17 protein-coding genes are annotated in these 18622 nt (G+C 56.8%); 10 read left to right on the forward strand and 7 right to left on the reverse strand.

All coding sequences use genetic code 11. The features are described 5' to 3' along the window. Positions 1 to 25 precede the first annotated feature (25 nt). The 4 genes from ABLV17_RS08845 (at position 26) to ABLV17_RS08860 (ending at position 4335) form a co-directional block, all read left to right on the forward strand. Positions 26 to 1930 carry an ABC transporter ATP-binding protein gene (locus tag ABLV17_RS08845; RefSeq protein ID WP_087859084.1) on the forward strand — a complete coding sequence of 635 codons (1905 nt, stop codon included), beginning with the start codon at positions 26 to 28 and terminating at the stop codon, positions 1928 to 1930. 225 nt (positions 1931 to 2155) lie between these two features. Next, entirely contained in the window at positions 2156 to 3178 is a 1023-nt protein-coding gene (locus ABLV17_RS08850; protein WP_348854218.1) for a hydrolase, read from the forward strand. Next, positions 3175 to 3393 carry a YheU family protein gene (locus ABLV17_RS08855; protein WP_015369405.1) on the forward strand — a complete coding sequence of 73 codons (219 nt, stop codon included), beginning with the start codon at positions 3175 to 3177 and terminating at the stop codon, positions 3391 to 3393. The genes ABLV17_RS08850 and ABLV17_RS08855 overlap by 4 nt, the downstream gene beginning before the upstream one ends. A 72-nt stretch (positions 3394 to 3465) precedes the next feature. Beyond that, complete coding sequence (locus ABLV17_RS08860) at positions 3466 to 4335, forward strand: phosphoribulokinase (protein ID WP_015369404.1); 870 nt, start codon at positions 3466 to 3468, stop codon at positions 4333 to 4335. Between the two features lie 62 nt (positions 4336 to 4397). Here the strand turns inward: ABLV17_RS08860 and ABLV17_RS08865 are convergent, their stop codons facing one another. Continuing rightward, entirely contained in the window at positions 4398 to 4802 is a 405-nt protein-coding gene (locus ABLV17_RS08865) for an OsmC family protein (RefSeq protein ID WP_015703648.1), read from the reverse strand. Between the two features lie 304 nt (positions 4803 to 5106). Here ABLV17_RS08865 and crp point away from each other — a divergent pair, with 304 nt between their 5' ends. Further along, positions 5107 to 5739: a cAMP-activated global transcriptional regulator CRP gene (crp, locus tag ABLV17_RS08870; protein WP_000242758.1), complete on the forward strand. Its 633-nt coding sequence runs from the start codon at positions 5107 to 5109 to the stop codon at positions 5737 to 5739. A 50-nt stretch (positions 5740 to 5789) separates the two neighbouring features. Beyond that, positions 5790 to 7868, forward strand: a complete 2079-nt coding sequence (locus tag ABLV17_RS08875) for a YccS/YhfK family putative transporter (protein ID WP_015369402.1) — start codon at positions 5790 to 5792, stop codon at positions 7866 to 7868. Here the strand turns inward: ABLV17_RS08875 and ABLV17_RS08880 are convergent. The 5 genes from ABLV17_RS08880 to ppiA form a co-directional block, all read right to left on the reverse strand. Then, positions 7858 to 9078 carry an aspartate aminotransferase family protein gene (locus ABLV17_RS08880; RefSeq protein ID WP_308957702.1) on the reverse strand — a complete coding sequence of 407 codons (1221 nt, stop codon included), beginning with the start codon at positions 9076 to 9078 and terminating at the stop codon, positions 7858 to 7860. The genes ABLV17_RS08875 and ABLV17_RS08880 overlap by 11 nt on opposite strands. A gap of 89 nt (positions 9079 to 9167) precedes the next feature. Then, a complete protein-coding gene (gene pabA, locus ABLV17_RS08885; RefSeq protein WP_308957701.1) occupies positions 9168 to 9731 on the reverse strand; it encodes an aminodeoxychorismate synthase component 2 in 564 nt (187 codons plus the stop codon). Positions 9732 to 9763: 32 nt separating this feature from the next. Beyond that, entirely contained in the window at positions 9764 to 10366 is a 603-nt protein-coding gene (locus tag ABLV17_RS08890) for a putative adenosine monophosphate-protein transferase Fic (protein WP_308957700.1), read from the reverse strand. Further along, complete coding sequence (locus ABLV17_RS08895; RefSeq protein ID WP_087859080.1) at positions 10356 to 10523, reverse strand: YhfG family protein; 168 nt, start codon at positions 10521 to 10523, stop codon at positions 10356 to 10358. Before ABLV17_RS08895 ends, ABLV17_RS08890 begins: the two co-directional genes overlap by 11 nt. A gap of 106 nt (positions 10524 to 10629) precedes the next feature. Next, positions 10630 to 11199: a peptidylprolyl isomerase A gene (gene ppiA / locus ABLV17_RS08900; RefSeq protein WP_015369397.1), complete on the reverse strand. Its 570-nt coding sequence runs from the start codon at positions 11197 to 11199 to the stop codon at positions 10630 to 10632. A 277-nt stretch (positions 11200 to 11476) separates the two neighbouring features. On the opposite strand from ppiA, the gene tsgA reads away from it, so the two are divergent. After that, positions 11477 to 12655 carry an MFS transporter TsgA gene (tsgA, locus tag ABLV17_RS08905; protein WP_213794124.1) on the forward strand — a complete coding sequence of 393 codons (1179 nt, stop codon included), beginning with the start codon at positions 11477 to 11479 and terminating at the stop codon, positions 12653 to 12655. Here tsgA and ABLV17_RS08910 read toward each other — a convergent pair. Beyond that, positions 12652 to 13974: a cytosine deaminase gene (locus ABLV17_RS08910; protein WP_045361162.1), complete on the reverse strand. Its 1323-nt coding sequence runs from the start codon at positions 13972 to 13974 to the stop codon at positions 12652 to 12654. The genes tsgA and ABLV17_RS08910 overlap by 4 nt on opposite strands. Positions 13975 to 14189: 215 nt before the next feature. Here ABLV17_RS08910 and nirB point away from each other — a divergent pair, with 215 nt between their 5' ends. The 3 genes from nirB to cysG all read left to right on the forward strand — a co-directional run bounded on the left by nirB (position 14190) and on the right by cysG (position 18582). Then, positions 14190 to 16733, forward strand: a complete 2544-nt coding sequence (nirB, locus tag ABLV17_RS08915; RefSeq protein ID WP_015369394.1) for a nitrite reductase large subunit NirB — start codon at positions 14190 to 14192, stop codon at positions 16731 to 16733. Next, positions 16730 to 17056 (forward strand): nitrite reductase small subunit NirD, encoded by a 327-nt coding sequence (gene nirD, locus ABLV17_RS08920; protein WP_271032852.1) that lies wholly within the window; start codon positions 16730 to 16732, stop codon positions 17054 to 17056. Before nirB ends, nirD begins: the two co-directional genes overlap by 4 nt. A gap of 152 nt (positions 17057 to 17208) precedes the next feature. Further along, positions 17209 to 18582: a siroheme synthase CysG gene (gene cysG, locus ABLV17_RS08925; RefSeq protein WP_113373934.1), complete on the forward strand. Its 1374-nt coding sequence runs from the start codon at positions 17209 to 17211 to the stop codon at positions 18580 to 18582. The last annotated feature ends 40 nt before the right edge of the window (positions 18583 to 18622 follow it).

Genomic DNA, 18622 nt, shown 5'->3' on the forward strand with positions numbered 1-18622 from the left:
ACATAGTCTGAACATACGGCGCCTTATGATTGTTTTCTCCTCGTTACAAATTCGTCGCGGCGTACGCGTCCTGCTGGACAACGCCACCGCCACCATCAATCCTGGCCAGAAGGTCGGTCTGGTGGGTAAAAACGGCTGCGGTAAATCTACGTTGCTTTCGCTTTTGAAAAACGAGATAAGCGCCGACGGCGGCTCCATGACCTTCCCGAGCAACTGGCAGCTGGCGTGGGTTAATCAGGAAACGCCGGCCCTGCCGCAACCGGCTATTGATTATGTTATTGATGGCGATCGCGAGTTCCGCAAGCTGGAAGCCGATTTACAGCAGGCCAATGAGCGCGACGACGGCCACGCCATCGCTACCGTTCACGGTAAGCTGGATGCCATTGACGCCTGGACGATTCGTTCCCGCGCCGCCAGCCTGCTACACGGCCTTGGTTTCAGTAACGAGCAGCTTGAGCGGCCGGTCAGTGATTTCTCCGGCGGCTGGCGTATGCGCTTAAACCTCGCGCAGGCGCTGATCTGCCGTTCCGACCTGCTGCTGCTCGACGAACCGACCAACCACCTCGATCTTGATGCGGTGATCTGGCTGGAAAAGTGGCTGAAAGGCTATACCGGTACGCTGATCCTGATTTCCCACGATCGTGATTTCCTCGATCCGATCGTCGATAAAATTATTCATATCGAACAGCAAACGATGTTCGAATACACCGGTAACTACAGCTCGTTTGAAATCCAGCGCGCGACCCGTCTGTCGCAGCAGCAGGCCATGTATGAAAGCCAGCAGCAGCGCGTAGCCCACTTGCAGAGCTATATCGACCGCTTCCGCGCCAAGGCTACCAAAGCGAAGCAGGCGCAGAGCCGTATCAAAATGCTTGAGCGCATGGAGCTTATCGCTCCGGCGCACGTCGATAACCCGTTCCACTTCAGCTTCCGCGCGCCGGAAAGCCTGCCGAACCCGTTACTCAAGATGGAAAAAGTCAGCGCCGGCTACGGCGAACGGATTATTCTCGACTCCATCAAGCTGAACCTGGTGCCCGGTTCGCGTATCGGTCTGCTAGGGCGCAACGGCGCCGGTAAATCAACGCTGATTAAGCTGCTGGCCGGTGAACTACAACCGCTGTCCGGTGAAATTGGCCTGGCTAAGGGCATTAAGCTCGGTTACTTCGCCCAGCATCAGCTCGAATTCCTGCGCGCCGATGAGTCGCCGATACAGCATCTGGCCCGCCTGGCGCCGCAGGAGCTGGAACAAAAACTGCGCGACTACCTCGGCGGCTTTGGATTCCAGGGGGATAAAGTCAGCGAAGAGACCCGCCGTTTCTCCGGCGGCGAAAAAGCGCGCCTGGTGCTGGCGTTAATCGTCTGGCAGCGCCCTAACCTGCTGCTGCTCGATGAACCGACCAACCACCTTGATCTCGATATGCGTCAGGCCTTAACCGAAGCGCTGATCGACTTCGAAGGGGCGCTGGTCGTGGTCTCGCACGATCGCCACCTGATCCGTTCCACCACTGACGATCTGTACCTCGTACACGACGGCAAAGTCGAACCGTTTGATGGCGATCTGGAAGATTATCAGCAGTGGCTGAGTGATTCGCAGAAGCAGGAAAACCAGGCCTCTGAAGCGCCGAAGGATAACGGCAATAGCGCGCAGGCGCGTAAGGATCAAAAACGCCGCGAAGCCGAACTGCGCACGCAAACGCAACCGCTGCGTAAAGAGATCGCCCGTCTGGAAAAAGAGATGGATAAACTCAACGCGCAGCTGGCGCAGGCGGAAGAGAAGCTGGGCGACAGCGAGTTATATGACGCCTCGCGCAAAGCGGAATTAACCGCCTGTCTGCAGCAGCAGGCGAGCGCCAAATCAGGTCTCGAAGAGTGCGAGATGGCGTGGCTGGACGCGCAGGAACAGCTGGAGCAAATGCTGCAGGAAGGCTAATGAGTAACCGTTCGGCGGTGAGAGAAAATTCACCGTCGGACTGCCTGCTTCAGATATACCGGCAGACTTTTATTCCGGGAGACTTTCCGAAATTCATCACTCAGCCATTCTCTTCAATCATTTTCATGTAATCTATACCGATTACCCGCAAGACCACATATTGGCTAACCGCCCACTTTTAAGCGCGGTATAGTGTTCTAAAAGTTTCTTAATAATCCTGGTACTATGGTTGAAATAACCCCGACAGCAGTGACGCCCCCCGATAACGATTCGTGCGAATTCCATCCGATGCGCGGCGTGGGCAATCGTCATCTGCAAACCATGCTGCCGCGGATCATCCGCCGCAAGCTCCGATTTACGCCGCACTGGCAGCGCCTTGAGCTGCCGGATGGCGATTTCGTCGATCTGGCCTGGAGCGAGGACCCCGCCGGCGCTCGCCACAAACCGCGTCTGGTGGTTTTTCACGGTCTGGAAGGCAGCCTGCACAGCCCTTACGCCCACGGTTTGATTCACGCCGCTATGCAGCGCGGCTGGCTCGGGGTGGTGATGCATTTTCGCGGCTGCAGCGGCGAGCCGAATCGTAACAGTCGTATTTACCACTCTGGCGAAACGGAAGATGGCACCTGGTTCCTGCACTGGCTGCAGCGCGAGTTCGGCGCCGCGCCGACGGCAGCGGTAGGCTATTCGCTTGGCGGTAACATGCTGGGCTGTCTGCTGGCGAAAGAAGGCGACAATATTCCGCTCGATGCGGCCGTCATTGTTTCGGCGCCCTTTATGCTGGAAGCCTGCAGCTACCATATGGATAAAGGATTTTCGCGCGTCTATCAGCGTTACCTGCTCAACCTGCTGAAAGCTAACGCCGCGCGCAAGCTAAAAGCCTATCCGGGCTCGCTGCCGGTCGATCTTCGCCAGCTCAAAAGCATGCGCCGCATCCGCGAATTCGACGACATGATCACCGCCAAAATCCACGGTTTCGCCGATGCGCTAGACTATTACCGACAGTGCAGCGCGATGCCGCGCTTAAGCGATATCACCAAGCCGACGCTGATCATTCACGCAAAAGACGATCCGTTTATGGACCATCATTCCATCCCGCCGCAGGAACAGCTGCCGGCAAACGTCGAATATCAGCTCACGGAACAAGGCGGCCACGTTGGCTTTGTCGGCGGTACGCTGCGAAAACCGCAGATGTGGCTGGAGCAACGTATTCCGGATTGGTTAACCCGCTGGCTGGGAGGACAGGCATGATTATTCCCTGGCAGGATCTCGATCCCGAAACGCTGGATAATCTGATTGAAAGCTTTGTGTTGCGCGAAGGCACCGATTATGGTGAACATGAACGTTCGCTTGCCGATAAAGTCGCCGATGTAAAACAGCAGCTTAAAACCGGGGAGGCCGTGCTGGTGTGGTCAGAACTGCACGAGACGGTCAACATCATGCCCCGCAAGATGTTTAACGGCTAAGCGCCATGCCCCTCTAACCGCGAGAGCCTGGCGCGATACGGCGACACACCATCACTTAATCAGGGAGTTGTTATGTCTGCCAAACATCCAGTGATCGCAGTCACGGGCTCCAGCGGCGCGGGCACCACCACCACCAGCCTCGCGTTTCGCAAAATTTTCTCGCAGCTGAACCTGCACGCCGCGGAGGTCGAAGGGGATAGCTTCCATCGCTACACTCGCCCGGAAATGGACATGGCGATCCGCAAGGCGCGCGATCAGGGCAAACACATTAGCTACTTTGGCCCGGAAGCCAACGACTTCAGCCTGCTTGAACGCACCTTTTTAGAATACGGCGAATTCGGCAAGGGCCAGTCGCGCAAATATCTCCATACCTACGATGAAGCGGTTCCCTGGAATCAGGTTCCCGGTACCTTTACCCCGTGGCAGCCGCTGCCTGAACCCACCGACGTGCTGTTTTATGAAGGGCTCCACGGCGGCGTGGTGACGCCGCAGCACGACGTGGCGAAACATGTCGACCTGCTGGTCGGCGTGGTGCCGATCGTCAACCTCGAATGGATCCAGAAGCTCATTCGCGATACCAGCGAACGAGGCCATTCGCGCGAAGCGGTGATGGACTCGGTGGTGCGTTCGATGGAGGACTACATCAATTTCATCACCCCGCAGTTCTCACGTACCCATATCAACTTCCAGCGCGTGCCGACGGTGGATACCTCGAATCCGTTTGCCGCCAAAGGCATTCCATCGCTCGACGAAAGCTTCGTGGTGATTCACTTCCGCAATTTGCAGGGGATTGATTATCCCTGGCTGTTGGCGATGCTACAGGGGTCGTTTATCTCGCATATGAACACCCTGGTGGTACCGGGCGGTAAGATGGGGCTGGCGATGGAGCTCATTATGGCGCCGCTGGTCGAGCGCTTGATGGAAGGCAAAACCATTAGTTAAGGGTAAAATAAAACCCCGGTCGCCGTGCTGCCGGGGTTAGTGTCCCGCTACGTCAATTCGTCTCAGGCTTCGATCACTTCGTAAGAGTGGGTGATGTTGACCGCCTTTTCCAGCATCAGCGCCACCGAGCAGTACTTCTCCGCGGATAAATCCACCGCACGGGACACCGCCGCATCCTTCAGCTCTTTACCGGTGACGATAAAGTGCAGATTGATATGGGTGAACAGGCGCGGCGCCTCTTCACGGCGTTCAGAGGTCAGCTTCACTTCGCAGTTAGTGACGTTTTGACGCCCTTTTTGCAGGATAGACACCACGTCAATTGCGCTACAGCCGCCCGCTGCCATTAACACCATCTCCATCGGGCTGGGCGCTTTGTCCCCGGAGTTGCCATCCATTAAAATCTGGTGGCCGGAGGCCGACTCACCGATGAAGGTTAGACCTTCCACCCATTTCACACGCGCTTGCATAAAATTTAACTCCGCTGTTGCAATTTTCCTGACAGATTACGCGCACATAACAAATCTCGCAACGGAAGGCGACCTGGGTCATGCTGAAGCGAGACACCAGGAGACATGCGGTGAAAGCTATGCTAAAACAGTCTGGATGCTACAGTAATACATTGATGTACCGCATGTATGCTGAGGAGTTCACATTACAGGCTGCATAAATTGAGCAGCCAGCTTCCCAGGCATAGGGAAAAATACGATTGCATGCCCGGATGCCGTGTAGTGTCGGCGTCCGGAGATAGCTTATAACAGAGGATAACCGCGCATGGTGCTTGGCAAACCGCAAACAGACCCTACCCTTGAATGGTTCTTGTCTCATTGCCACATTCATAAGTACCCATCAAAGAGCACGCTGATTCACCAGGGTGAGAAAGCGGAAACGCTTTACTACATCGTAAAAGGCTCCGTGGCTGTACTCATCAAGGATGAAGAAGGTAAAGAGATGATCCTCTCTTACCTCAACCAGGGCGATTTCATCGGTGAATTAGGCCTGTTTGAAGAAGGTCAGGAACGTAGTGCCTGGGTACGTGCGAAAACCGCATGTGAAGTGGCCGAGATCTCTTACAAAAAATTCCGTCAGTTAATCCAGGTGAACCCGGACATCCTGATGCGCCTTTCTTCGCAGATGGCGCGTCGTCTGCAGGTCACTTCCGAGAAAGTCGGTAACCTTGCTTTCCTCGACGTGACAGGCCGTATTGCTCAGACCTTACTGAATCTGGCGAAACAGCCTGATGCCATGACCCACCCGGACGGGATGCAGATCAAAATCACCCGCCAGGAAATTGGCCAGATCGTCGGTTGCTCTCGTGAAACCGTCGGCCGTATTCTGAAGATGCTGGAAGATCAAAACCTGATCTCCGCACACGGTAAAACTATCGTCGTCTACGGTACCCGTTAAGTCGCTAAACGGCGTATTGCTCCGCGCAGTACGCCGTTTTTGTTTCTCCCATGTGGCGCAGGCTGATTTACCACCCGGAAGTCAACTATGCACTGCGGCAAACGCTGGTGCTGTGTCTACCTGTGGCCATCGGGCTTCTGCTCGGCCATCTGCAGCAAGGGTTGCTGTTCTCTTTAGTTCCCGCCTGTTGCAATATCGCCGGTCTCGACACCCCGCATAAACGCTTTTTCAAACGCCTGATCGTTGGCGGCTGCCTATTTGCCGGCAGCAGCCTGATTGTGCAATTGCTTCTGGCGCGGGACATCCCTTTGCCGCTTATCCTCAGCGCGCTGGCGCTGATACTCGGCGTGACGGCGGAAATCAGTTCGCTACACGCTCGCCTGTTGCCGGCATCGCTAATCGCCGCCATTTTTACCTTAAGCCTGGCCGGCAATATGCCCATCTGGGAGCCGCTGCTTATCTATGCGCTGGGAACCTTGTGGTACGGACTCTTTAATTGGTTCTGGTTTTGGCTCTGGCGAGAGCAGCCGCTGCGCGAGTCGTTAAGCCTGCTTTACCGCGAACTGGCTAATTATTGCGAGGCCAAATATAGCCTCCTGACGCAGCACACTGACCCGACGACCTCCCTGCCGCCGCTGCTTACCCGCCAGCAGAAGGTGGTCGATTTAATTACCCAGTGCTATCAGCAGATGCATATGTTAGCCGCCAACCAGCGTAGCGATCATAAGCGACTACTGCGCGCGTTCCAGGTTGGGCTGGATCTGCAGGAACATATTTCAGTGAGCCTGCACCAGCCGGAAGAGGTACAAAAACTGGTGGAGCGCAGCCATGCGGAAGCGGTCATCCGCTGGAACGCGCAGACCGTCGCCGCGCGTCTGCGCGTGCTGGCGGATGATATTCTCTACCACCGCTACCCGCGCCGCTTCCAGATGGATAAGCAAATCGGCGCGCTGGAAAAAATCGCTTATCAGCACCCCGATAATCCGGTTGGGCAGTTCTGCGCCTGGCACTTCAGTCGTATCGCCCGTGTGCTGCGTACCCAGCGCCCGCTGTACGCACGTAACCTGATGGCGGATAAAGAACGGCGCCTACCGCTACTACCGGCGCTGAAGAACTACCTGTCATTGAAATCCCCGGCGCTGCGCAACGCCGCGCGCATCAGCGTCATGTTGAGCATCGCCAGCCTGATGGGCAGCGCCCTACATCTGCCGAAGCCGTACTGGATCCTGATGACCGTGCTGTTCGTGACGCAAAACGGTTACGGCGCCACCCGCGTGCGAATTGTCCACCGGGCGGCAGGCACCCTGGCGGGCCTGGTGATCGCCTGGCTGACCCTACATTTCCACGTACCGGAGAGCTACACGTTAAGCGGTATGTTGTTCATCACGCTGCTGAGCTATCTCATCATCCGCAAACACTACGGCTGGGCGATGGTGGGCTTTACCGTCACCGCGGTATATACCCTGCAGTTGCTAACGCTTAACGGCGAGCAGTTCATCGTCGCCCGCTTTATCGATACCATCATTGGCTGTCTGATCGCCTTTGGCGGGATGGTCTGGCTATGGCCGCAATGGCAGAGCGGCCTGCTGCGTAAAAACGCCCACGATGCCCTGGAGGCCGATCAGGAGGCTATTCGGCTGATCCTTAGCGCCGATCCGCAGGCCCCGGCGTTGGCCTACCAGCGCATGCGCGTCAACCAGGCGCACAACGCCCTGTATAACTCGCTTAACCAGGCGATGCAGGAACCGGGTTTTAACTCGCACTATCTGGAAGATATGAAGCTGTGGGTAACCCATAGCCAGTTTATCGTTGAGCATATCAACGCCATGACCACGCTGGCGCGCGAGCATACGATGCTTACGCCGGACCTGGCGCAGCGGTATCTGGAATCTTGTGAAATTGCCCTGCAGCGCTGTCAGCAGCGTCTGGATTCAGACGGGCCGGGCAGCGCGGGCGATGTAAATATTATGGAATCCCAGGACGGGGAAGTGTTGCGTGGGCCGCTCAGCACCCTTGAGCAGCATCTGCAGCGGATCCTCGGCCATCTGAACACCATGCACACCATTTCGTCGGTGGCATGGCGTCAGCGTCCGCATCACGGCATCTGGCTACGCACGACTAGGCGCTAAGCACGTTTTTAACCGCCTGCGCAAAGCGCGCCATCCCTTCGGCGATATCGCTATCATCAATCACCAGCGACGGCACAAAGCGCATTACGTCCGGCCCGGCGTTTAACACCATCACCCCGGCCTGGGCCGCGGCATAGAGGAAATCGCGCGCGCGTCCATGATGCTGCGGCTTAAGCGCGGCGCCGATTAACAGCCCCATGCCGCGGATGTCGCTGAACAGATCGAACTGCGCATCGATCTGCTGCAGGTGTTCGACAAACAGCGCCCGTTTGGCATTGACGCCCGCCAGCACCTGCGGCGTGTTAATCAGGTTGAAAGCCGCGGTCGCCACCGCGCAGGCCAGCGGATTGCCGCCGTAGGTGGAGCCATGGGAACCGGCATGGAAGGCGCTGGCAATTTCATTGGTGGTCAACATCGCGCTAATCGGGAAACCGCCGCCGAGCGCTTTCGCGCTGGTCAGGATATCCGGGGTCACGCCGTAATGCATATAGGCGAACAGCGAACCGGTACGGCCCATACCGCACTGCACTTCATCAAATACCAGCAGCGCCTGATGCTGGTCGCACAGTTCGCGCAGCCCCTGCAGGAACGCCGGCGTCGCCGCCATCACTCCGCCCTCGCCCTGAATCGGCTCAACCACCACCGCGCAGGTATGGTCATCGATCACCGCTTTCACCGCCTCGAGATCGTTAAAGGGGACATGCACGATATCTGCCGGTTTCGGCCCGAAACCATCAGAGTATTTCGGCTGACCGCCAACCGAGACGGTGAACAGCGACCGTCCGTGGAAGGCATTATGGAAAGCGATGATTTTGGTTTTGTACGGGCTATGACGAGTAATTGCGTAATGACGCGCCAGCTTGAACGCCGTTTCGTTGGCTTCCGTTCCGGAGTTCATAAACACCACGCGTTCGGCAAAAGTGGCGTCCACCAGTTGTCGACCCAGGCGCAGCGCCGGCTCGTTGGTAAAAACGTTGCTGGTGTGCCACAGGGTTTCGCCCTGCTCGTGCAGCGCCGCCACCAGCGCCGGGTGGCAGTGGCCCAGCGCGGTCACCGCAATCCCGCCGGCAAAATCAATGTACTCTTTGCCCTGCTGATCCCAAACGCGGCTGCCTTTCCCCTTCACCGGAATAAACTCCGCCGGTGCATAAATCGGCAGAATGACTTCATCGAATGTGGCGCGGGTGATTGCCGGTTGCTCTGTTGCCATGTGATGCCCATCCTTCTGTGTAATGTGCAATGATTGCGATGTTTTAATCACAAAATATGCATAATAAATCACCTCATGGCAACTACAAATCAGCGTTTAAGGAAGTTTTCCAGCAAGTGGTGTCCCTGTTCGCTAAGAATGCTCTCCGGGTGGAACTGCACGCCTTCGAGATCCCACTGGCGATGGCGGATACCCATGATTTCACCGCTGGCGCTGCAGGCGGTAACGATAAAATCATCGGGAAGAGTCGGCGGGTCGATAACTAATGAATGGTAGCGCGTAACGGTAAGCGGGTTGTTTAGTCCCTTAAAAACGCCCTCGCCGTTGTGCTCAATAAGCGACGTTTTACCATGCATAACCTGAGCGGCGCGCACGATGCTAGCGCCGAAGACCTGGGCGATGGCCTGATGACCCAGACACACGCCGAGCAGCGGGGTTTTTCCGGCATAGCGGCGGATAACGTCCAGCGAAATACCGGACTCATCCGGCGTGCAGGGGCCCGGCGAAATGACGATTTTCTCCGGCGTCAGCGACGCTATCTCTTCCAGGGTGAGCTCATCGTTACGCTTAACCAGCACCTCCGCTCCCAGTTCGCAAAAGTACTGGTACAGATTCCAGGTGAAAGAGTCATAGTTATCGATTAGCAGGATCATAGCGGCTCCGGAAAAAACAAAACCGGGCTATTCTACTCAGATTCCCGCGCTTCTCTTACCACTTTACGAAAGATCCGCTCCAGCGGCTCCGGGTCGCCCATCGCGCCCAGCTGGTTAGCCTGGCTCCACGCATCCGGATCGATGCCCCGCCAGTCGAGCAGGTAGCCGGCGTGAATGGCCAACTGTTCGAAGAAGATCCTTTGCGTCAGGCCGTTGCCAAGGCGGAACGGGTGCAGGACATTGATTTCGCCGTAGTACCAGCTCAGGCGCTCGACGAAGGTCTCCCAGGGGAGTTCACACAGATAGTCCTCTTCTTCCAGCTTGCGCATCAGCGCGTTACCCTCTTTCTCTATCCACGCGAAGTGGCAAAACGGCGTATCGCCCTGGTAGATATCGATCTCCCGCAGCTTACCCGCCCAGTCAAAGAGATCCTGATAAAGTTGCCGGTGAATGGCGCAGAGATGCGGTAAGCCGCGGCCGCGCGGGCCCAACGGGATCGTCGCCGCGCGCAGCGAAGTGAATTCCCAGACCGTTTGTTCCAGCCGTTGCGCCTGATGGATACCCAGCCGGTTGCGCAGCACATCCAACGCCGGATAGAGATAGGGGTCGCGGTCGTCGCCATATTTATCGCTCATGACGCCTCCTCAGCTCGACAATACGCGCCAGCGCTTCCTCAGCCGTCAGGCTAACCAGCGGTACCGTCGCGCCTTCAAGGCGTCGGCTGGCCTGAAAATTGGCATTGCGGGTCTGTTCCCAGAGCCGGGATTTTTGCTTATCGGTGAGTAAACGCATGGTCGCCTCCCTTATCGTCCCCTGTGTGCCACAAGTATAAGCAGCAATTTCAGGTTACGCAGAGAGGCAAGCTGGGCGCAGGCGGACCGCCCGCGCCAGAAGAGGGTTACGGCAGTACTTTCGCCGAGAGAATGACGACCGGTTTGGACGGAACATTTTGGTACGGGCCGACGTTGTGGGTCGGAACCTGAGAAATTTTGTCGGCGACGTCCATTCCCTTCACCACTTTACCAAATACCGCGTAGCCAAAATCGCGCTGGCCGTGGTCGAGGAAGGCGTTATCGGCCACGTTGATGAAGAACTGACTGGTCGCGCTGTCCTGATCGGCGGTACGCGCCATGGCGATCGTTCCGCGGGTATTACGCAGGCCATTGTCGGCTTCGTTTTTAATCGGCGGGTTCGGCTGCTTTTGCTGCATCTGCTCATTAAAACCGCCGCCCTGCACCATAAAGCCCGGGATCACCCGGTGGAAGGTCGTGTTGTTATAGAAACCGCTGTTCACGTACTTCAGGAAGTTATCGACAGAAATCGGCGCCTTCTGGCTATTCAGCTCCAACTCGATGTTGCCAGCAGAAGTGGTCAGCAGTACGTGCGGGTCGCCCTTGGCCGCCATGGCGGGGGAGAATGCTGAAATGGCGAATACGGCAGCCATCGCCGCCAGAGTGGATTTGAGCATGGAAATTCCTTAACGGAGCAGAGTAAAAAGCAAGTGCCTTGATTCTAAAGAGCCTTTGCATAGCGGGCTAGCCTTTTACCTAATTTTACTTAGCTGAAACACTTGTTACGAACTGACTCAGGTGTGAGCAATCTTATTAATGTGATCAAAGTCACACAAAACCATGCAATAAGCTCTACATTTCAATATAAACGTTTGCCTTCATCACTTGAATGAATAAAATCTGTGCGCCCGGCGCAGCGTCAACGCGCTTTACCTATCTATTCACAGGCCTGTCATGACTAACAGCAATCGTATCAAGCTCACATGGATCAGCTTTTTCTCCTACGCCCTGACCGGCGCGTTGGTGATCGTCACCGGGATGGTGATGGGGAACATCGCGGATTATTTCCATCTGCCAGTGTCCAGTATGAGTAACACATTTACCTTCCTCAATGCCGGTATTCTGATTTCTATCTTCCTCAATGCCTGGCTGATGGAGATCGTGCCGCTGAAAACCCAGCTGCGCTTCGGCTTTATCCTGATGCTGTTAGCTATCGCCGGGTTGATGTTCGGCCACAGCCTGACGCTGTTCTCCGCATCGATGTTCGTGCTTGGTCTGGTCAGCGGGATCACCATGTCGATCGGTACTTTCCTGATTACCCACATGTATGAAGGCCGTCAGCGCGGCGCGCGTCTGCTGTTCACGGACTCCTTCTTCAGCATGGCGGGGATGATCTTCCCGATGGTCGCCGCCGTTCTGCTGGCGCGCAGCATCGAGTGGTACTGGGTTTACGCCTGTATCGGCCTGGTCTACGTTGCTATTTTCGTGCTGACTTTCGGCTGTGAGTTCCCGGTGCTTGGCAACAAAGCGCTGGCGGAAAACAGCCAGCCGGTGGTGAAAGAGAAATGGGGCATCGGCGTGCTGTTCCTTGCCATCGCCGCGCTATGCTACATCCTCGGCCAGTTGGGCTTTATCTCCTGGGTACCGGAATATGCCAAAGGCCTCGGCATGAGCCTCGGCGACGCCGGTAAGCTGGTCAGCGATTTCTGGATGTCCTATATGATCGGTATGTGGTCGTTCAGCTTCATCCTGCGCTTCTTCGACCTGCAGCGCATCCTGACCGTTCTGGCGGGCCTGGCGACAATCCTGATGTATCTGTTCATCAATGGTTCGCCGGAGCATATGCCGTGGTTCATCCTGACCCTTGGCTTCTTCTCCAGCGCCATCTATACCTCGATCATCACCCTGGGCTCGCAGCAGACTAAAGTCGCTTCGCCGAAGCTGGTGAACTTTATTCTGACCTGCGGCACCATCGGCACCATGCTGACTTTCGTGGTGACCGGGCCGATCGTCGCGGCTAGCGGCCCGCTGGCCGCGCTGCACACCGCGAACGGACTCTATGCCGTGGTATTCGTGATGTGTCTGCTCCTTGGCTTCGTTTCCCGCCACCGTCAGAACGCATCGGCGCACTAAGCCTTAGGCCCCTTTGCTTCGGCAAAGGGGCTATTTTTGGTAAAAAACAACTCCTCGCCGCCTTTATCGGTCTGTATCCACGTCTGCGCCAGCTGCGTAGTTGCAATGACCCTTCCCTGACGAATTGACCAACGCACCGGCACCTGGCAGCGTACGGCTTCAAAACCGTTTTCAGCAGGCAGGATCACCAGATTGGCCGGGTTGCCGGTAGCAATGCCGTAATCATTGAGCCCAAAGGTTCTGGCGCTGTTGTGGGTAATCAGTTGTAGACTGTCGTTAATCTGCTGATAGCCCATCAGTTGGCAAACGTGCAGCCCCATATGCAGCACCTGTAACATGTTGCCGGTTCCCAACGGATACCACGGGTCGAACACATCATCGTGGCCAAAACAGACATTAATGCCGGCCGCCATCAGCTCCTTGACCCGCGTCACGCCGCGCCGCTTCGGGTAGTCATCAAAGCGCCCCTGCAGATGAATATTGACCAGCGGGTTGGCGACGAAGTTAATGCCCGAGAGTTTTAACAGGCGGAACAGACGCGAGGTATAAGCGCCATTGTAGGAGTGCATCGCGGTGGTGTGGCTCGCGGTCACCCGGGGGCCAATTCCCTCTTTTAACGCCAGCGCGGCGACCGTTTCGACAAAGCGCGACTGTTCATCGTCAATTTCATCGCAGTGGATATCCAGCGGACGCTGGTATTTCTGCGCCAGACGAAAGGCGATATGCAGCGATTCCACCCCGTATTCACGAGTAAATTCGAAATGCGGGATCGCCCCAACCACATCGGCGCCCAGCCGTAACGCCTCCTCCAGCAAACTCTCACCATTGGGGTAGGATAAAATCCCTTCCTGGGGGAAGGCGACTATCTGCAAATCGACCCACGGCGCTACCTCTTGTTTGACTTCCAGCATCGCTTTCAGCGCGGTCAACGTTGGGTCGGAAACATCGACATGGGTGCGGACAAACTGGATGCCGTTAGCGATTTGCCAGCGCAGGGTTTTCCACGCGCGGGCTTTCACATCCTCATGGCTTAGCAGCGCTTTACGCTCGGCCCAACGCTCAATCCCTTCGAACAGCGTCCCAGACTGGTTCCAGTTCGGTTCTCCCGCCGTCTGCGTGGTATCAAGATGAATGTGCGGTTCGATAAACGGCGGAATGGCCAATCCGCCGCGGGCGTTAAGCACTTCGTAGCTTTCGCTGCGTGCCTCTCCCATCGGCGTGATGTCGCCGAATCGCCCTTTATCAATCGCAATCTGCCACAACCCTTCCCTCTTTGGCAGATGGACGTTCTGAATTAACCACAGCGGCGTTGTCGACATAGTTTGCTCCCCTGAAGATTGCTTATTTCTTCCGCTGTCTTTGTACATAAAAAGAACAGAACGGAAAAGCCTGATTTTTCCATCACTTAGAAAAATCATTATAAATCATGAATATACTCATTAAGTGGTAGGTAAGTTCTAAATTGATTTGTATCAATGAGTGTAGTAGCTGAATCGTTAAGGTAGGCGGTAATAGAAAAGAAATCGAGGCAAAAATGAGCAAAGTCAGAATCGCTATTATCGGTAACGGCATGGTCGGCCATCGCTTTATCGAAGAGCTTCTTGATAAGGCGCCTGCCGGACAATTCGACATTACCGTGTTCTGTGAAGAGCCGCGTATCGCCTATGACCGTGTCCACCTGTCGTCTTACTTCTCCCATCACACTGCGGAAGAGCTGTCGCTGGTACGCGAAGGTTTCTATGAGAAACACGGCGTCAAGGTACTGGTCGGCGAACGCGCGATTACCATCAACCGTCAGGAAAAGGTGATCCACTCCAGCGCTGGCCGTACCGTTTTCTACGACAAGCTGATTATGGCGACTGGCTCATACCCGTGGATCCCGCCCATTAAAGGCGCGGAAACCCAGGATTGCTTCGTCTATCGTACTATTGAAGATCTTAACGCCATCGAATCCTGCGCCCGTCGCAGCAAACGCGGCGCGGTGGTCGGCGGGGGTCTGCTCGGTCTGGAAGCGGCTGGCGCGCTGAAAAATCTCGGCGTGGAAACCCACGTGATCGAGTTTGCGCCGATGCTGATGGCCGAGCAGCTCGACCAGATGGGCGGCGAGCAGCTGAAGCGTAAGATTGAAAGCATGGGTGTGAAAGTTCACACCAGCAAAAACACCAAAGAGATCGTTCAGCAGGGCACCGAGGCACGCAAAACGATGCGCTTCGCCGACGGTAGCGAACTGCAGGTCGATTTCATCGTCTTCTCTACCGGTATCCGTCCGCGCGACAAGCTGGCTACCCAGTGCGGTCTCGCCGTTGCCCAACGCGGCGGCATCATGGTCAACGATAGCTGCCAGACCTCCGACCCGGATATCTACGCTATCGGCGAATGCGCCAGCTGGAATAACCGCGTGTATGGTCTTGTCGCCCCGGGCTACAAAATGGCGCAGGTTACCGTTGACCATATCCTCGGCAACGACAATCTGTTCACCGGCGCCGACCTCAGCGCCAAGCTGAAGCTGCTCGGCGTGGACGTTGGCGGTATCGGCGACGCCCACGGGCGCACGCCGGGCGCGCGTAGCTACGTCTATCTCGACGAAAGCAAAGAAGTCTACAAACGTCTTATCGTCAGCGAAGATAACAAAACCCTGCTCGGCGCGGTACTGGTCGGCGACACCAGCGATTACGGCAACCTGCTGCAGCTGGTGCTGAATGCCATTGAGCTGCCGGAAAACCCGGATTCGCTGATCCTCCCGGCCCACGCCGGCAGCGGCAAGCCGTCTATCGGCGTGGATAAACTGCCGGACAGCGCGCAGATTTGTTCCTGCTTCGACGTCAGCAAAGGCGACCTGATCGCCGCTATCAATAAAGGCTGCCACACCGTGGCGGCGCTGAAAGCGGAAACCAAAGCCGGAACCGGCTGCGGCGGCTGTATTCCGCTGGTGACGCAGGTGCTCAACGCCGAGCTGGCGAAACAGGGTATCGAAGTGAACAACAATCTGTGCGAGCACTTCGCCTACTCTCGCCAGGAGCTGTTCCACCTGATCCGCGTGGAAGGCATCAAAACCTTCGACGAACTACTGGAAAAACACGGTCAGGGCTACGGCTGTGAAGTCTGTAAGCCGACCGTCGGTTCCCTGCTGGCCTCCTGCTGGAATGAGTACATCCTCAAACCACAACACACGCCGCTGCAGGACACCAACGATAACTTCCTCGCCAACATCCAGAAAGATGGCACCTACTCGGTTATCCCGCGCTCCGCAGGCGGCGAAATTACGCCAGAAGGCCTGGTTGCCGTCGGTCGCATCGCGCGCGAATTTAATCTGTATACCAAAATCACCGGCTCCCAGCGTATCGGCCTGTTCGGCGCGCAAAAAGACGACCTGCCGGAAATCTGGCGTCAACTGATTGAAGCCGGCTTCGAAACCGGCCATGCCTACGCCAAAGCGTTACGTATGGCGAAAACCTGCGTCGGCAGTACCTGGTGCCGCTACGGCGTCGGCGATAGCGTCGGCTTCGGCGTAGAACTGGAAAACCGCTATAAAGGTATCCGTACCCCGCACAAAATGAAGTTCGGCGTCTCCGGTTGTACCCGTGAATGCGCGGAAGCCCAGGGTAAAGACGTTGGGATCATCGCCACCGAGAAAGGCTGGAACCTGTACGTGTGCGGTAACGGCGGGATGAAACCACGCCACGCCGATCTGCTGGCCGCGGACCTCGATCGCGATACGCTCATCAAATATCTCGACCGCTTTATGATGTTCTACATCCGCACCGCCGATAAGCTGACCCGTACCGCGCCGTGGCTGGACAACATGGAAGGCGGCATCGACTATCTGCGCAGCGTCATCATCGACGATAAGCTGGGCCTGAACGATCACCTTGAAGAAGAGCTGGCTCGCCTGCGCGCCGCTTTCGCCTGCGAATGGACCGAGACCGTCAATAACCCGGCGGCGCAGACGCGCTTCAAACACTTTATCAACAGCGACCAGCGCGACCCGAACGTTCAGGTGGTGCCGGAACGTGACCAGCATCGCCCGGCCACGCCCTATGAGCGCATCCCGGTCACGCTGGTGGAGGAAAACGTATGAGCCAGTGGGTAAACATCTGCAAAATTGACGACATCCTGCCGGCGACCGGCGTCTGCGCGCTGCTGGGGCAACAGCAGGTGGCTATCTTTCGTCCGTACCATGACGACAGAGTGTTCGCCATCAGCAATATCGATCCGTTCTTCAGTGCCAGCGTGCTGTCCCGAGGGATTATCGCTGAGCATGACGGCGCGCTGTGGGTTGCCAGCCCGCTGAAAAAGCAGCGCTTCCGTCTCAGCGACGGGCTGTGCATGGAAGATGAGAGCCACTCCATCGCCCACTACGAAGCCCGTGTTAAAGATGGCAAAGTGCAGCTGAAAGCCTGATGCCGCATGGTTCCCTCCGCGCCGCGGGGGGAACCATATCATCAGCTTATGACCACTAATAAGTAGAGGCGGCAAAATTCATATCTCCGTGAATCCCTCTGCTGCTATGCTACGACCGCATTCCCATTCCCCCCTTGCCGTGAGGATCTGCCGTGGACCACTTACCTATTTTTTGCCAACTACGCGATCGCGACTGCTTGCTGGTCGGCGGCGGCGATGTCGCTGAACGCAAGGCGCGTCTGTTGCTCGACGCAGGTGCCAGGTTAACGGTCAACTCACGCCGGTTTACTCCGCAGTTTCAGGTGTGGGCCGAGGAGCAAATGCTGACGCTGGCGCAGGGCGATTTTAATCCTGCGCTGCTCGATAACTGCTGGCTGGCAATCGCCGCCACCGACGATGATGTCGTTAATCAGCAGGTCAGCGAGGCCGCTGAATCACGGCGTATTTTCTGCAACGTGGTGGATGCGCCCCGTCAGGCCAGCTTTATCATGCCGTCAATTATCGACCGCTCGCCGCTGATGGTCGCCGTGTCTTCCGGCGGTACCTCGCCGGTGCTGGCGCGCCTGCTGCGTGAAAAGCTCGAATCGCTCTTGCCGCTGCATCTCGGACAAATCGCCCGCTATGCCGGGCAGCTGCGCTCAAGGGTGAAAAAACAGTTCGCTACCGTCGGCGAGCGCCGCCGCTTCTGGGAAAAGCTGTTTGTTAACGATGGCCTCGCCCAATCGCTGGCGAACGATGATCGTCAGGCCGTTGCCGATACCACGGAACGATTATTGAATGAGCCGCTGGAACATCGTGGCGAAGTGGTGCTGGTTGGCGCCGGTCCGGGCGATGCCGGGCTGCTCACTCTCAAGGGACTGCAGCAGATCCAGCAGGCCGATGTGGTGGTTTATGACCGACTGGTGTCCGACGACATTATGAACCTGGTGCGCCGTGATGCCGATCGGGTGTTTGTCGGCAAACGTGCAGGCTATCACTGCGTGCCGCAGGAGGAGATTAACCAAATCCTGCTGCGCGAAGCGCAAAGCGGCAAACGTGTCGTGCGCCTGAAAGGCGGCGATCCGTTTATTTTTGGCCGCGGCGGCGAAGAGCTGGAGACCCTCTGCGCGGCAGGTATTCCGTTCTCGGTAGTGCCGGGGATCACCGCCGCCTCCGGCTGCTCGGCCTACTCCGGCATTCCACTCACCCACCGCGATTTCGCCCAGGGCGTACGTCTAATCACCGGCCATCTGAAAACCGGTAGCGATCTCGACTGGCAAAATCTGGCGGCGGAAAAACAGACGCTGGTGTTCTATATGGGGCTAAACCAGGCGCCGGCGATCCGCGAAAAGCTGATCGCCCACGGCATGGCGGCGGATATGCCGACCGCCATCGTCGAGAACGGCACCGCGGTCAACCAGAAGGTCGTCACCGGCACCCTGGATCGGCTGGATATTCTGGCGCAGCAGATGGCCAGCCCGGCGTTGATTATCGTGGGCCGCGTGGTGGCGCTACGCGACAAGCTGAACTGGTTTTCTAACCATTAAGCTAATGCGCTCTGACAGACACAAAAAAACCGGGATAATC

It is taken from the genome of Klebsiella sp. CN_Kp091 (assembly GCF_040065095.1).
In the GTDB taxonomy this organism is placed as follows: Bacteria; Pseudomonadota; Gammaproteobacteria; order Enterobacterales; family Enterobacteriaceae; genus Klebsiella; species Klebsiella aerogenes.

What these genes read in the sequence shown, in the direction of transcription:
- tsgA (WP_213794124.1), top strand. Translation starts at nt 11,477, where the DNA reads ATGACTAACAGCAATCGTATCAAGCTCACATGGATCAGCTTTTTCTCC.
- ABLV17_RS08880 (WP_308957702.1), bottom strand. Translation starts at nt 9,078, where the DNA reads ATGGCAACAGAGCAACCGGCAATCACCCGCGCCACATTCGATGAAGTC.
- ABLV17_RS08855 (WP_015369405.1), top strand. Translation starts at nt 3,175, where the DNA reads ATGATTATTCCCTGGCAGGATCTCGATCCCGAAACGCTGGATAATCTG.
- crp (WP_000242758.1), top strand. Translation starts at nt 5,107, where the DNA reads ATGGTGCTTGGCAAACCGCAAACAGACCCTACCCTTGAATGGTTCTTG.
- ABLV17_RS08910 (WP_045361162.1), bottom strand. Translation starts at nt 13,974, where the DNA reads ATGTCGACAACGCCGCTGTGGTTAATTCAGAACGTCCATCTGCCAAAG.
- nirD (WP_271032852.1), top strand. Translation starts at nt 16,730, where the DNA reads ATGAGCCAGTGGGTAAACATCTGCAAAATTGACGACATCCTGCCGGCG.
- ABLV17_RS08845 (WP_087859084.1), top strand. Translation starts at nt 26, where the DNA reads ATGATTGTTTTCTCCTCGTTACAAATTCGTCGCGGCGTACGCGTCCTG.
- pabA (WP_308957701.1), bottom strand. Translation starts at nt 9,731, where the DNA reads ATGATCCTGCTAATCGATAACTATGACTCTTTCACCTGGAATCTGTAC.
- ABLV17_RS08895 (WP_087859080.1), bottom strand. Translation starts at nt 10,523, where the DNA reads ATGCGTTTACTCACCGATAAGCAAAAATCCCGGCTCTGGGAACAGACC.
- ABLV17_RS08850 (WP_348854218.1), top strand. Translation starts at nt 2,156, where the DNA reads ATGGTTGAAATAACCCCGACAGCAGTGACGCCCCCCGATAACGATTCG.
- ABLV17_RS08865 (WP_015703648.1), bottom strand. Translation starts at nt 4,802, where the DNA reads ATGCAAGCGCGTGTGAAATGGGTGGAAGGTCTAACCTTCATCGGTGAG.
- ABLV17_RS08875 (WP_015369402.1), top strand. Translation starts at nt 5,790, where the DNA reads ATGTGGCGCAGGCTGATTTACCACCCGGAAGTCAACTATGCACTGCGG.
- ppiA (WP_015369397.1), bottom strand. Translation starts at nt 11,199, where the DNA reads ATGCTCAAATCCACTCTGGCGGCGATGGCTGCCGTATTCGCCATTTCA.
- ABLV17_RS08860 (WP_015369404.1), top strand. Translation starts at nt 3,466, where the DNA reads ATGTCTGCCAAACATCCAGTGATCGCAGTCACGGGCTCCAGCGGCGCG.
- nirB (WP_015369394.1), top strand. Translation starts at nt 14,190, where the DNA reads ATGAGCAAAGTCAGAATCGCTATTATCGGTAACGGCATGGTCGGCCAT.
- ABLV17_RS08890 (WP_308957700.1), bottom strand. Translation starts at nt 10,366, where the DNA reads ATGAGCGATAAATATGGCGACGACCGCGACCCCTATCTCTATCCGGCG.